Genomic DNA, 12950 nt, shown 5'->3' on the forward strand with positions numbered 1-12950 from the left:
CTCCTGGTCTGGGCCGGGCACCCGCCCCTGTGACCGTGCGCGGGCGGATGCTCAGGGCTTTTTTGGCCAGCGCGGCAGCTCGCGCCGTTCGCCCATGGGCATGGCTTGCGCGGGCAGTTCGCCCCATTGGCCTTCGCCGCCGGAGGCTTGCGGTTGGTCGGCGGGCGGCGTTTGCGGCGGTTGCGCGGCGGGCGGCGGTGCGTGCAGGCGGCGATGGGCCAGGGCGAAGTGTTCGACGGCATCGATGTCCGCAGCCTCGATCCGTCCGGCCCCACGCCAGGCGGCATGGGCTCGGGCGGCGCGCAGCCAGACCAGGTCGGCACGCAGGCCGTCGACGCCGGCGGCGAAGCAGCGGCGGGCGATTTCATCCAGCGCACTGTCGTCCAGGGGGATGCCGGCGAGGCGATTGCGGGCGGCCTGGCAGCGCTCGGCCAGGGCCTGCTGCTCGCCGCTCCATTGCGCGACGAAGCACTGCGGATCGGCATCGAAGGCCAGGCGGCGGCGGACGATCTCGGCACGCTCGGCCGGCTGCGGCTGGCCGTTCTGCAGCACCTTGAGGCCGAAGCGGTCCAGCAGCTGCGGACGCAATTCGCCTTCCTCGGGGTTCATCGTGCCGATCAGCACGAAGCGCGCCGGGTGGCGGTGGGAGATGCCGTCGCGCTCCACCAGGTTGACGCCGCTGGCGGCCACGTCCAGCAGCAGGTCCACCAGATGGTCGGGGAGCAGGTTCACTTCATCCACATAGAGCACACCGCCGTGGGCCTTGGCCAGCACGCCGGGGGAGAACTGCGCGCGGCCTTCGCCCAGCGCGGCATCCAGGTCCAGGGTGCCGACTATGCGTTCCTCGCTGGCGCCGAGCGGCAGGGTGACGAAGATGCCATCCGGCAGTAGCTCGGCGATGCCCCGCGCCAGGGTCGACTTGGCCATGCCACGCGGGCCTTCGATCAGCACACCGCCAATGGCCGGATCGATGGCGGCGAGGTAGAGCGCCAGCTTCAGCTCATCGGCGCCGACTACGGCGGCCAGGGGAAAGTGGGGTAGGTCGGACATGTCGGGTTCCTGCAAATGCATGGCGGGCATGGTAGCGAAAGCCCGAAGGCGCCGATAGAAATCAGTGATTGAACGGCCGGCTGCGATGAAGTAGGTTAGCCAGCATTCGCTTTGGAGATCGTCATGCCGCACCTCGCTACCACTTCGCTCATCGCTTGCCAGGCTCAAAGCCCGGCGCGTGCGCGTGTGGCTGCTGCGGCCAGCTATTTCTATGGGTATTGGTTTAGCCACGGGCTGGCCTGATACCCCATCAGGCGGCCCACTCCAGCAGGGTCGCCGCCAAAGCTCCACGAAACCCCCGGTCGGCAACCCGACCGGGGGTTTTTGTTTTTTCAGAGCCTTTTTCACGGTCTCGCGAGCTAGAGCGAGACAAGGCAAAAGCAGCCGAAGAAGCGCAGTTTACGCGTTGTAAATGAGCATTCTGAGGCTGCTTTTAACGCTGTATCGCCGACGCGCAGCAGACTGTGAGAAGGCTATGCGGCCCACAAGGCCAACAACCGACATACAGGATCGCACCATGATCAGCTACCGCACCTACCAGACCTATTACCGCAACTCCGACTGGCGATTTAGCCGCTTTGCCACCGCCCTGATTCCCTTGCAACGAACACCCAGATAGAGCGCCGCGCGCGGATCGAGCCGCGCCGGCCGAGGACGCCAGTCATGAATTCTTCCATTTCCGTTCTGCCTACCGCTGCCCAGTCCCTGCACCCCGTTGCCCTGGACGCGGCCATCCCGTCTTCCCGCACCACCCAGCCGTTGCCCAGCCCCGCCGAACTGCGCCAGCGCCTGCCGCTGTCCCATGAGCTCGCCCGCCAGATCCGCGCCCAGCGCGAGGCCGTGCGCGCGGTGCTGGACGGCGAGGATCCGCGCCTGCTGGTGGTGGTCGGCCCCTGTTCCATCCACGACCCCGACTCCGCCCTCGACTACGCCCGCCGCCTGGCCGCCCTGGCGCCACAGGTTAGCGACCAGCTGCTGCTGGTGATGCGCGCCTACGTCGAGAAGCCGCGCACCACGGTGGGCTGGAAAGGCCTGGTCTACGATCCGCACCTGGATGGCAGCGGCGATATGGCCGCAGGGCTGGCGCTGAGCCGCCGGCTGATGCTGGAGATCGCCGAGCTCGGCCTGCCAGTCGCCACCGAGCTGCTGCAGCCGCTGGTGGCCGGCTACCTGGACGACCTGCTGAGCTGGGCCGCCATCGGCGCGCGCACCAGCGAATCGCAGATCCACCGCGAACTGGTCAGCGGCCTGGACCTGCCGGTGGGCTTCAAGAACGGAACCGACGGCAGCCTCGGCATCGCCACCGATGCCATGCGCTCGGCGGCCCATGGGCACCAGCATTTCGGCATCGACGCCCAGGGCCGTCCGGCGCTGGTGCAGACCGCGGGCAACGCGGACACCCACCTGGTGCTGCGTGGCGGCCACCAGGGCCCGAACCATGACGCGGCCAGCGTACAGGCGGCCCGGGCAGGCCTGGAGAAGCTTGGTATCGCGCCGCGCATCCTGGTCGATTGCAGCCATGCCAACAGCGGCAAGGACCCGCTGCGCCAGCCGGCCGTGCTGGAAGACGTGATCGCCCAGCGCCTGGCCGGCCAGGACGCCCTGCGCGGCGTGATGATCGAGAGCCACCTGTTCGACGGCGCCCAGTCGCTGTCCTGCGACCTGCGCTATGGCGTGTCCATCACCGATGGTTGCCTGGGGTGGGAAGGGACCGAGCGGATTCTGCGGGAGGCGGCCGCGCGGTTTCGCGGATGAGTGGGCGGGCTGCTAGCGGAGCCTGGCTTCCCTCACCCCCGGCCCCTCTCCCGGAGGGAGAGGGGTGACTCGCGCTGGAGGTGGAGTGCCACGGTTGAACCACCCGCTCGATCTGCCCCCTCTCCCTCTGGGAGAGGGTTGGGGTGAGGGCGATACCAGGCAGCTCGGCCTACCAGGGATGTCCCATTACCCTCACTGCTCCTCGATATCCAGCAACAGGTTCTCGATGGCCTCGCGATAGTCGCCGGGGTTTTCCCACAGCCCGCGCTGCTGCGCTTCCACCAGCCGCTCGGCGATGTCGCGCAGGGCTTCGGGATTGTGCTGCTGGATGAATTCACGGGTGTCTTCGTCCAGCAGGTAGGCGTCCGCCAGCAGCTGGTACTGGTGGTCGTCCACCAGTTCGCTGGTGGCGTCGAAGGCGAACAGGTAGTCCACCGTCGCCGCCAGTTCGAAGGCGCCCTTGTAGCCGTGGCGCTTCATGCCGGCGATCCACTTGGGATTGGCGGCGCGGGCGCGCACCACCCGGCCCAGTTCTTCCTTTAGGCTGCGGATGCGCGGCAGGTCCGGCTGGCTGTGGTCGCCGTGGTAGCTGGCGACCTTTGCCCCGCGCAGGGTCTCGGCGGCGGCGAGCATGCCGCCCTGGAACTGGTAGTAGTCGTTGGAGTCGAGGATGTCGTGCTCGCGGTTGTCCTGGTTCTGCAGCACCGCCTGCAGGCGCTCCAGGCGCTGGGCGAAGCGCTCACGCGCCGGGGTGCCGGCATCCTCGGCGCCGTAGGCGTAGCCCCCCCAGTTGAGGTAGACGTCGGCCAGTTCGGCGCGGCCCTGCCATTGGCGTTCCTCGATTGCGCCCTGCACACCTGCTCCATAGGCGCCGGGCTGCGCGCCGAACACGCGCCAGCCGGCTTGCAGGCGGGCGTCCTCGGCGGCCAGGCCCTCGGCGGCGAGACGCACGCTTTCAAGTTTCACCCGCGCGGCCAGGGGGTTCATGTCTTCGGGCTCGTCCAGTTCGGCCACGGCCTGCACGGCGGCGTCGAACAGGCGGATGAGGTTGGCGAAGGCGTCGCGGAAGAAGCCGGAGACCCGCAGGGTGACGTCCACCCGTGGGCGGTCGAGCAGGGACAGCGGCAGGATCTCGAAGTCTTCCACCCGCTGGCTGCCGGCCTGCCAGACCGGGCGCACGCCCATCAGCGCCAGTGCCTGGGCGATATCGTCGCCGCCGGTGCGCATGGTGGCGGTGCCCCAGACCGAGAGGCCGAGCTGGCGCAGGTGGTCGCCGTGGTCCTGCAGGTGGCGCTCCAGCAGCAGGCTGGCGGACTGGAAGCCCAGGCGCCAGGCCGTGGGCGTGGGCAGGTTGCGCACGTCGACGGTGAAGAAGTTGCGCCCGGTAGGCAGCACGTCGAGGCGTCCGCGGCTGGGCGCGCCGCTGGGACCGGGGGGAACGAAGCGCCCTTCCAGGGCAGCCAGCACGCCGCCGATCTCGGCCGCGCCACAGGCGTCCAGAGTCGGCGCGATCACTGCGCGCAGGTTGTGGATAACCGCACCGCTGGCCGGCCCGATTGAGCCGAAGTCGGTGGTCTCGATCAGGCCCTGGGCCAACAGTTCCAGGCGCTCGCGTGTATCGCCATTGCTGCGCCAGGGATCAAGGCTGACGGCCGCCAGCACCGCCGGGCGCGGACCTTGCCAGTCCTCGGCCCAGTTGCAGTCCAGCGGGTCGCGGCCGAGGGCGAGATCCGACGCCAGGGCACGCAGCAGGCTGGCATTGGCGCCCTTGCCGTCGCCGCGCGGGATGCGCACCAGGGACAGGAGGGTGTCATGGCGCAGGCGTCCCGTGGGGGACTCGCCGAACACATGGAGGCCGTCGCGGATCTGCGATTCCTTGAGGTCGCAGAGGTAGGCGTCCAGCTGCGGCAGCCAGCTTTCCGGGTCGTCGCTGAGGCTGAGGTTCAGCTCGCGGTCCAGGGCCGTGGCCTTCACCAACTCGAGGATCTCCCCGCGCAGCTGCACGGCGCGGCGCGGGTCCAGCAGGGAGGCGTCGTAGTACTCGTCGGCCAGGCGTTCGAGGTCGCGCAGCGGGCCGTAGTTCTCGGCGCGGGTCAGCGGCGGCATCAGGTGGTCGATGATCACCGCCTGGGCGCGGCGCTTGGCCTGGGCGCCTTCGCCGGGGTCGTTGACGATGAAGGGGTAGATGTTCGGCAGCGGGCCGAGCACGGCGTCCGGCCAGCACTCGGCGGACAGGCCGACCCCCTTGCCCGGCAGCCACTCCAGGTTGCCGTGCTTGCCCACATGGATCAGCGCATCGGCGGCGAATACCTCGCGCAGCCAGAAGTAGAAGGCGAGGTAGCCATGGGGCGGCACCAGCGCGGCGTCGTGGTAGATGGCCGCCGGGTCCAGCTGGTAGCCGCGCGCCGGCTGGATGCCGACGAAGGCGAGGCCCAAGCGCAGGCCAGCGACCATCATGCGGCCGGCGCGGAACATCGGGTCCTGCTGCGGCTCGCCCCAGCGTTCGCGTACCGCCTGCTGGTTGGCCTCGGGCAGGCGGGCGAAGCAGGCCAGGTAGTCGGAGAGCGCCAGGCTCTGGGCGCAGGGGCGCAGGTCCAGGCTGTCGAGGTCGTTGCTGACGCCGCCCAGCAGGCTGTGGACAAGTGCCGTACCGCTGTCCGGCAGACCGGCCACCGGGTAGCCCTCGGCTTCCAGGGCGCGGAGGATGTTCAGCGCGGCGGCCGGGGTGTCCAGGCCCACGCCGTTGCCGATGCGGCCGTCGCGAGTGGGGTAGTTGGCCAGCACCAGGGCGACGCGCTTGTCGGCGTTGGCCTTGCGCGCGAGCTCGCACCAGCGCCGCGCCAGCGCGGCGACGAAGTCCATGCGCTCGATATGCGGCAGGTAGCAGACCACGTCGCTCTGGCTGCGCTCGCTGCGCCAGGCCATGCCCTTGAAGCTGATGGCACGGCTGATGATGCGCCCGTCCAGCTCCGGCAGGGCGATGTGCATGGCCAGGTCGCGCGGGCCCAGGCCTTGTGGGTTCTGCTCCCAGAGCGGCTGGTTGTCCAGCGAGCAGATCGCCTGCAGCACCGGGATATCGCGGCGGAAGGGGCGCAGGCTGGGGGCGTCCGGATTGGACTGGGCGAAACCCGTGGTGTTGATGATCAGTCCGGCGCCGGCCTGGTCCAGCCAGTTTTCCACAGCCGCCAGGCACTCGCTTTCCTTGAGGCTGGCGACGGCGATGGGCAGGGGATTCAGGCCCTGGCCGGCCAGGCGTTCGCAGAAGGCGTCGATGAAGGCGGTGTTCGCCGCCTGCAGGTGGGTGCGGTAGAAGAGCAGGGCGGCCACCGGCCGTCCCGCTTGCCAGTCCGCTTGCCAGTCTTCCAGCCGTGCCTGGCGCAGGCTTGGGTGGTAGAGGGCGACGCGGGGCAGGGCCTGCGGCTCGCTCCAGGGATAGTCGCGCGCAAGCCACAGACTGGCCAGGCAATTGAACAGTTGCCGGGCATTGTCCAGGCCGCCCTGGCGCAGGTACTGCCAGAGGCGGTCGGCATCCGCGGCCGGCACGTTGCACAGGCTGGCCAGCTCGGGGTCGGGGCGATCGTCGCCGGGCACCAGGATCAGCCTGGCCCCGCGCTCGGCCAGGGCCACCAACTGCTCGATGCCGTAGCGCCAGTAGCCGACGCCACCGTGTACCGAGATGAGGATGACCTTGGCGTGCTGCAGCACCTCGTCGACGTAGAGGTCCACCGAAGCGTGATTCTGCAGCTGCATGGGGTTGGCCAGGCGCAGGCTCGGGTAGTCCGCCGGCAGCTCGCGGGCGGCCTCGGCCAGCAGCGCCAGGTGGGAGTCGCCGCTGCACAGGAGCACCAGCTCGGCGGGCGTCTGGGCGAGGTGGGCGATGCCGTCGTCGGGGACGAAACCGCCGGGTTGGGTGCGCAACAGGTGCATGGCTATTACTCGGACGCTTTGTAGGATGGGTGGAGCTTGCGATACCCATCGGCATCGCGTGGTGGGTATCGCTTCGCTCCACCCACCCTACGGCCAGGGTCAGCTCAGTGCTGTACGCAGCTCATTGGCGATGGCCGCCTGGTCCAGCTCCTGGCCGATCACCACCAGGCGGGTGCTGCGGGTCTCAAAGCTCAGCCACTTGCGGTCGAAGTGCTTGTCGAAGCGCTTGCCGACGCCCTGGATCAGCAGGCGCATGGGCTTGCCGGGGATGGCGGCAAAGCCCTTGATGCGCAGGATGGCGTGGCGCTCCACCAGGTGCGCCAAGGCTTCAAGAAGGGCGCGTTCTTCCACTTCCGGCAGGTCGACATGGAAGGAGTCGAACTCGTCGTGGTCGTGGTCCTCATGGCCTTCGTGGTCGTGGTGGGTGGGGCGGCTGTCGATGTGCAGCTCGGCCTCGGCGTTCAGGCCCAGCAGCACTTCGATCGGCAGCTTGCCGGCGCTGGCTTCGACTATCTTCACTGCCGGCGGCAGCTCCTCGGCGACTTCGGCGCGCACCGCAGCCAGGGCATCGGCGTCGAGCAGGTCGGCCTTGTTGAGGATCACCAGGTCGGCGCTGGCCAACTGGTCCTCGAATAGCTCGTGCAGCGGCGATTCGTGGTCGAGGTTCGGGTCCTGCTTGCGCTGCTCGTCCACCTGCTCGGGGTGGGCGGCGAAGGTGCCGGCGGCCACGGCCGGGCTGTCGACCACGGTGATCACCGCGTCCACCGTGCAGGCGTTGCGGATTTCCGGCCACTGGAAGGCCTGCACCAGGGGCTTGGGCAGGGCCAGTCCGGAGGTTTCGATGAGGATCTGGTCGAGGTCGTCGCGGCGCGCCACCAGCTCGCGCATTACCGGGAAGAACTCCTCCTGCACCGTGCAGCAGAGGCAGCCATTGGCCAGCTCGAAGACGCGGCCCACGGCCTCTTCCTCGCTGCAGCCGATGGAGCATTGCTTGAGGATCTCGCCGTCGATGCCCAGCTCGCCGAACTCGTTGACGATCACCGCGATGCGGCGGCCGGAGGCCGAGTCCAGCATGTGGCGGAGCAGGGTGGTCTTACCGGCACCGAGGAAGCCGGTGACTATGGTGACGGGGAGTTTTGCCAGGGTTTTCATGCACGGCGGCCCTTTGCTGGGGATCGGTCGGATCGGCGGGCGTGCAGGACGAAGGCGCGGAGAAGCCCGTGCCTGGTTTCGCCACCGGATCACCCCGCCCGGTTGTCTGAAAGCTCGTCGAGGCAGGTCTCCTGGCTCACGACCCTGCGCTTGGCGCGGCACCTTCGCCTTCCCGCTTGCGCAGTGGCGTATGAAGGGCCCGGGGGCGTTCACAGTTGCGGGGGCAGCCGTGGCCTTGACCACGTTCCCTCTTAGCTCCGGGACGCGCCCGGAGAACCTCGAAGGGGCGAAGGCTACGCAGGGCGCCAACGACGGTCAATCGCGGCAGTTGACGCTTGGTCGGACTCGTGATGTCCTAGCACGGTTTTTTCAGGTGCCCCGCGTCGTCGTGCGCGGGGTGAAACGGGAAGTCGGTGCATCCCCCAGGGATTAGTCCGACGCTGCCCCCGCAACGGTAAGCGAATGTAGGGATTAGTAGGCCACTGTGCTTTCGGGCATGGGAAGGCAAGCCCATCCTGCCATCGGCAGGCGTCGCAAGCCCGGAGACCGGCCTGATCACGATTTGGCAACCCGCGGTGGGCGGGCGCAAGCCGGAAATCGGGGTGCCTGTGCGCCCGCTTCCCTCATGCGCGTTCCCCTGCTGGTATCACTTGCAACGCAGAGGGAACCTCCATGTCCAGCCGCACCCTGTCCCATTCCGCCGCTTCCTCCTCGACCCTGGCCCAGCGCCTGGTGCTGGCCATTGGCGCCGGCCTGATCGGCCTGTCTCTGGTGTACTTCGCCGGCTTCTCCCCTATCGAGGCGGTGCACAACGCCGCCCACGACACCCGTCACAGCGCCGCTTTCCCCTGCCACTGAGTGATGCCCCGATGATCAAGCGTATCGTCCAGACCGCAGGTTTCGCAGGTCTGATCGCCGCCCTGGTGCTGACCCTGCTGCAGAGCCTGTGGGTCACCCCGCTGATCCTGCAGGCGGAAACCTATGAGAACGCCGAGCCGGCTGTGTCGGTGGCGCACGAACAGGATCATGAGCACGGTGGTGCGGCCGTGGCCCACACCCATGAACACAGCGACGAGGCCTGGGCGCCGGAGGACGGCTGGCAGCGCACCCTGTCCACCGGCGGCAGTAACCTGGTGGTGGCCGTGGGCTTCGCCTTGATCCTCGCCGGGCTGTTCAGCCTGCGCGGCCCGACCCGCGCCTGGCAGGGACTGCTCTGGGGACTGGGCGGCTTCGCCACCTTCGCCCTGGCGCCGTCCCTTGGCCTGCCGCCGGAGCTGCCGGGCACCGCCGCCGCCGACCTGGCCCAGCGCCAGGCCTGGTGGATCGGCACCGCTGCCGCCACCGCCGTGGGCCTGGCGCTGATCGCATTCGGCCGCCACTGGGCGCTGCGCGTCGTCGGCCTGGCGCTGCTGGTCATCCCCCATGTGGTGGGTGCGCCGCAGCCGGACGTGCATTCCAGCCTGGCCCCTGAAGCCCTGGCCCGTGAGTTCATCGCTGCGTCCCTGATCACCAATGCGGCGTTCTGGGCTGTTCTGGGCTGGGCCGCCGCCTGGCTCTACCAGCGTCACTCCGCCGCGTGATGACCTGGGATGATGCATCCCATGAAGCTGGTGGCGGGCCTGGGTTGCCGACGCGGATGTTCGGTCGACGAATTGCATGGCTTGCTGGTGCAATGCCTGGCTGAATCCGGGCAGACCCTCGGCTCGCTGGTCGCCCTGGCCAGTTCCGAAGCCAAGGCCGCGGAACCTGGGCTGGTGGCCCTGGCCGGGCGACTGGCACTGCCGCTGCACTTGCTGCCCGTGGATATCCTTGCAGCCCATGAAGGACGCCTGAACCAGCCTTCCGAGCGGGTTCGGGACGCCACGGGCAGTCCGGGGGTGGCCGAAGCCGCCGCCCTGGCCCAGGCCGAAGCCCTGTTCGGCGCTCGCGCCGTCCTGCTCATCGACAAACGCCGCAGCGCCAGCGCCACCTGCGCGCTGGCCTGCATCCGACACGAGGCTGAACGGCCATGACGATCTATTTCATCGGCGCCGGCCCCGGCGATCCGGAGCTCATCACGGTGAAGGGCCAGCGGCTGATCCGTAGCTGCCCGGTGATCCTCTATGCCGGCTCGCTGGTGCCGGAGGCGGTGCTGGCAGGGCACGGCGCGGAAAAGGTGGTGAACACCGCCGAGTTGCACCTCGACGAGATAGTCGCCCTGCTCGCCGAAGCCCATGCCAAGGGGCAGGACGTGGCGCGGGTGCATTCCGGCGACCCGTCGCTCTACGGCGCCATCGGCGAGCAGATCCGTCACCTGCGCGAGCTGGGCATCCCCTATGAGGTGGTGCCCGGTGTGACCGCCACGTCCGCCTGCGCCGCGCTGCTGGGCTGCGAGCTGACCCTGCCGGACGTGTCGCAGACCCTGATCCTCACCCGATACGCGAGCAAGACGCGGATGCCCGAAGGCGAGGCCCTGGGTGACCTGGCCCGGCACCGCGCGACCATGGCGATCCACCTGGGCGTGAGCCAGTTGGCGAAGATAGTCGACGAACTGCTGCCGCACTACGGCGCCGACTGCCCCATCGCCGTGATCCACCGTGCCAGCTGGCCCGACCAGGAACAGGTCACCGGCACCCTCGGTGATATCCTGCCCAAGGTGGCGGCACGGGAATTCCGCCGCACGGCGCTGATCCTGGTGGGAGCGGTGCTGGCCGCTGAAGGCTTCGCCGATTCTTCCCTTTATCGCGCCGACCATGGGCATCTCTACCGCCCGGCAGGGGCGCAACCGCCACGTGGCTAGTGACGTACGGCGGTGAAACCCGCAGAATGCGGCTCTTATGCGGCGGGCGAGTGGCCCACGCACTCCTTCTAACCGGCTTTAAGCGACCTTTTTCTCTATGCGAATGCGCTTGATGCTGTTGGGTGGCGGCAATTCACTCGGACAGGCGCTGATTCGCCTGGGTGCCGAGGAAGACATAGGTTTTCTCGCTCCGCGTCCGCCCGAACAGGGCTGGGACGCCGCCAGCCTGACCCAGCTGCTCGATGACACCCGGCCCGACGCCGTGGTCAACCTCGCCTACTACTTCGACTGGTTCCAGGCCGACGAAGTCAGCGACGTCCGCCTGACGGCCCAGGAGCGCGGCGTGGAGCGCCTCGCCGAACTCTGCCAGCACCACGGCATAATCCTGCTGCAACCCTCCAGCTACCGGGTCTTCGACGGCTCTCGGGCCACCGCCTACAGCGAGAAGGACGAAATGGTTCCCTTGAGCCTGCGCGGCCAGGCCATCTGGCGCATGGAGCAGAGTGTTCGCGCGGCCTGCCCCAAGCATGTGCTGCTGCGCTTCGGCTGGTTGCTCGACGATAGCCGTGAAGGCCTGCTGGGACGCTTCCTCACCCGCGCCGAGCGCGACGAAGAGATTTGCCTGGCGGATGACCGCCGCGGCAACCCGACGCCGGTGGACGACGCCGCACGGGTGCTGCTGGCGGTGATCAAGCAACTGGACTGCCAGGCGCCGCTCTGGGGCACCTACCACTACGGCGGCCACGAGGCGACCACCTCCCTGGCCCTGGGCCAGGCGCTGCTCAGCGAGGCCCGCAGCCTGCACCCGCTGAAGGTGCAGGACATCACGCCCCAGGCCCACGCCGCGCGCCCCGACGCGCAGGACGAACCGCAGAACGCGGTGCTGGCCTGCAAGAAGATCCTCCATACCTTCGGCATCAAGCCGCGTGCCTGGCGCGCCGCGCTGCCGACGCTGCTGGACCGTTACTACCGCCATGGCTGACTCTCCCATCCTCATCACCGGCGGCGCCGGCTTCATCGGCTCGCACCTGGCCGACGCACTGCTCGCCAGGGGCCATGCCGTGCGCGTGCTGGACGACCTTTCCACCGGAAAGCGCGCCAACCTGGCGCTGGATAACCCGCGCCTCGAGCTGATCGAGGGCGACGTGGCCGATGCTGCGTTGGTGGCGCGGGCCATGGCCGGCTGCAAGGCCGTCGCGCATCTGGCTGCAGTGGCTTCGGTACAGGCATCGGTGGACGACCCGGTGGCGACCCACCAGAGCAATTTCATCGGCACCCTGAACGTCTGCGAGGCCATGCGCGAGCATGGGGTGAAGCGGGTGATCTTCGCGTCCAGCGCGGCGGTCTATGGGCAGAACGGCGAAGGCCGGGCGATCGACGAAGACACCCCCAAGGCGCCGCTGACGCCCTACGCGGTGGACAAGCTGGCCAGCGAGCAGTATCTGGATTTCTACCGCCGCCAGCATGGACTGGAGCCCGCGGTATTCCGCTTCTTCAATATCTTCGGGCCGCGCCAGGATCCGTCCTCGCCCTATTCCGGGGTGATCAGCATCTTCACCGAGCGCGCCCTGGCCGGCCTGCCGATCACCGTTTTCGGCGACGGCGAGCAGACTCGCGACTTCGTCTATGTCGGTGATCTGGAGCAGGTGCTGGTGCAGGCCCTGGAGATGGAGTGGCTGGAAGCCGGCCCGGTGAACGTCGGCCTGAACCAGGCCACCAGCCTCAAACAGCTGTTGGCGGCCATCGGTGAGGTGCTCGGCGACCTGCCGCCGGTGACCCATGCCGCGCCGCGCGCCGGCGACATCCGCCATTCCCGGGCGAGCAACGCGCGCCTGTTGCTACGCTACGACTTCCCGCCGGCGACGCCGCTGCGCGAGGGTATTGCGCGTCTGTTGGGGCGTTGAACCAGGGGCAGCCTTGTGGGGGCGAATTCATTCGCTAAGGGCGGCGCAGCAGCCCCCTGCAGAGCCGAAGGGCAGACCTGCGGTCTGCTTGGCAAATGAATTGGCTATGTCTGCGTTAGCTGTTGCAGCACCGAATAGACGCGTCTAGTACGGTTCTTTCAGACCTCCACGCCTGCCTGGCACATCCCTCTCCCCCCGCCCTGCGCCCCAGCCTGATCGCTTCGCGCTCAGGCGCTCATCGGCACCGGAAGCGGTGCTTCCGACAGCGTGCCTCTTCGCCCCGGAGGGCGAGGGGTGACTCGCTCCTGACAGGGCGCGGCAATCCTGACGCCTGGTCAGTGCCTGAACCTGTGCAGAAGAGGTGGGGCGGCGACTCTGCCCCG

10 protein-coding genes and 2 riboswitches are annotated in these 12950 nt (G+C 68.7%); of the genes, 7 read left to right on the forward strand and 3 right to left on the reverse strand.

Translation table 11 applies throughout. The features are described 5' to 3' along the window. Positions 1 to 51 precede the first annotated feature (51 nt). Positions 52 to 1050 carry an AAA family ATPase gene (locus E8F11_RS26550; protein ID WP_280291905.1) on the reverse strand — a complete coding sequence of 333 codons (999 nt, stop codon included), beginning with the start codon at positions 1048 to 1050 and terminating at the stop codon, positions 52 to 54. A 663-nt stretch (positions 1051 to 1713) separates the two neighbouring features. Here E8F11_RS26550 and E8F11_RS26555 point away from each other — a divergent pair. Continuing rightward, positions 1714 to 2805 (forward strand): 3-deoxy-7-phosphoheptulonate synthase, encoded by a 1092-nt coding sequence (locus E8F11_RS26555; protein ID WP_280291906.1) that lies wholly within the window; start codon positions 1714 to 1716, stop codon positions 2803 to 2805. 192 nt (positions 2806 to 2997) lie between these two features. Here the strand turns inward: E8F11_RS26555 and cobN are convergent, their stop codons facing one another. Continuing rightward, a complete protein-coding gene (gene cobN / locus E8F11_RS26560; RefSeq protein WP_280291907.1) occupies positions 2998 to 6732 on the reverse strand; it encodes a cobaltochelatase subunit CobN in 3735 nt (1244 codons plus the stop codon). Positions 6733 to 6831: 99 nt separating this feature from the next. Further along, positions 6832 to 7884 carry a cobalamin biosynthesis protein CobW gene (gene cobW, locus E8F11_RS26565; protein WP_280291908.1) on the reverse strand — a complete coding sequence of 351 codons (1053 nt, stop codon included), beginning with the start codon at positions 7882 to 7884 and terminating at the stop codon, positions 6832 to 6834. 103 nt (positions 7885 to 7987) lie between these two features. Continuing rightward, positions 7988 to 8180: riboswitch (cobalamin riboswitch) on the reverse strand. Positions 8181 to 8238: 58 nt separating this feature from the next. After that, a riboswitch (cobalamin riboswitch) is annotated at positions 8239 to 8454 on the forward strand. 102 nt (positions 8455 to 8556) lie between these two features. Between cobW and E8F11_RS26570 the strand changes: the two genes are divergently transcribed. The 6 genes from E8F11_RS26570 to E8F11_RS26595 all read left to right on the forward strand — a co-directional run bounded on the left by E8F11_RS26570 (position 8557) and on the right by E8F11_RS26595 (position 12567). Further along, on the forward strand, positions 8557 to 8742 hold the full coding sequence (locus E8F11_RS26570) for a CbtB-domain containing protein (RefSeq protein WP_280291909.1): 186 nt from the start codon (positions 8557 to 8559) through the stop codon (positions 8740 to 8742). 11 nt (positions 8743 to 8753) lie between these two features. After that, complete coding sequence (locus tag E8F11_RS26575) at positions 8754 to 9464, forward strand: CbtA family protein (protein WP_280291910.1); 711 nt, start codon at positions 8754 to 8756, stop codon at positions 9462 to 9464. A 21-nt stretch (positions 9465 to 9485) separates the two neighbouring features. Beyond that, entirely contained in the window at positions 9486 to 9896 is a 411-nt protein-coding gene (locus E8F11_RS26580) for a cobalamin biosynthesis protein (protein ID WP_280291962.1), read from the forward strand. Further along, a complete protein-coding gene (gene cobM / locus E8F11_RS26585) occupies positions 9893 to 10663 on the forward strand; it encodes a precorrin-4 C(11)-methyltransferase (RefSeq protein WP_280291911.1) in 771 nt (256 codons plus the stop codon). The genes E8F11_RS26580 and cobM overlap by 4 nt, the downstream gene beginning before the upstream one ends. 97 nt (positions 10664 to 10760) lie before the next feature. Beyond that, entirely contained in the window at positions 10761 to 11645 is an 885-nt protein-coding gene (locus tag E8F11_RS26590) for a sugar nucleotide-binding protein (RefSeq protein ID WP_280291912.1), read from the forward strand. Continuing rightward, complete coding sequence (locus E8F11_RS26595; RefSeq protein WP_280291913.1) at positions 11638 to 12567, forward strand: NAD-dependent epimerase/dehydratase family protein; 930 nt, start codon at positions 11638 to 11640, stop codon at positions 12565 to 12567. The genes E8F11_RS26590 and E8F11_RS26595 overlap by 8 nt, the downstream gene beginning before the upstream one ends. Positions 12568 to 12950: the final 383 nt, after the last annotated feature.

This window comes from Pseudomonas sp. BN417, from assembly GCF_029871205.1.
Taxonomy (GTDB): Bacteria; Pseudomonadota; Gammaproteobacteria; order Pseudomonadales; family Pseudomonadaceae; genus Metapseudomonas.

Bases quoted from the DNA above. Each gene is read 5' to 3' on its own strand.
- cobM (WP_280291911.1), top strand. From the start codon at position 9,893: ATGACGATCTATTTCATCGGCGCCGGCCCCGGCGATCCGGAGCTCATC.
- cobW (WP_280291908.1), bottom strand. From the start codon at position 7,884: ATGAAAACCCTGGCAAAACTCCCCGTCACCATAGTCACCGGCTTCCTC.
- E8F11_RS26570 (WP_280291909.1), top strand. From the start codon at position 8,557: ATGTCCAGCCGCACCCTGTCCCATTCCGCCGCTTCCTCCTCGACCCTG.
- E8F11_RS26555 (WP_280291906.1), top strand. From the start codon at position 1,714: ATGAATTCTTCCATTTCCGTTCTGCCTACCGCTGCCCAGTCCCTGCAC.
- E8F11_RS26575 (WP_280291910.1), top strand. From the start codon at position 8,754: ATGATCAAGCGTATCGTCCAGACCGCAGGTTTCGCAGGTCTGATCGCC.
- E8F11_RS26580 (WP_280291962.1), top strand. From the start codon at position 9,486: ATGAAGCTGGTGGCGGGCCTGGGTTGCCGACGCGGATGTTCGGTCGAC.
- E8F11_RS26595 (WP_280291913.1), top strand. From the start codon at position 11,638: ATGGCTGACTCTCCCATCCTCATCACCGGCGGCGCCGGCTTCATCGGC.
- E8F11_RS26590 (WP_280291912.1), top strand. From the start codon at position 10,761: ATGCGAATGCGCTTGATGCTGTTGGGTGGCGGCAATTCACTCGGACAG.
- cobN (WP_280291907.1), bottom strand. From the start codon at position 6,732: ATGCACCTGTTGCGCACCCAACCCGGCGGTTTCGTCCCCGACGACGGC.
- E8F11_RS26550 (WP_280291905.1), bottom strand. From the start codon at position 1,050: ATGTCCGACCTACCCCACTTTCCCCTGGCCGCCGTAGTCGGCGCCGAT.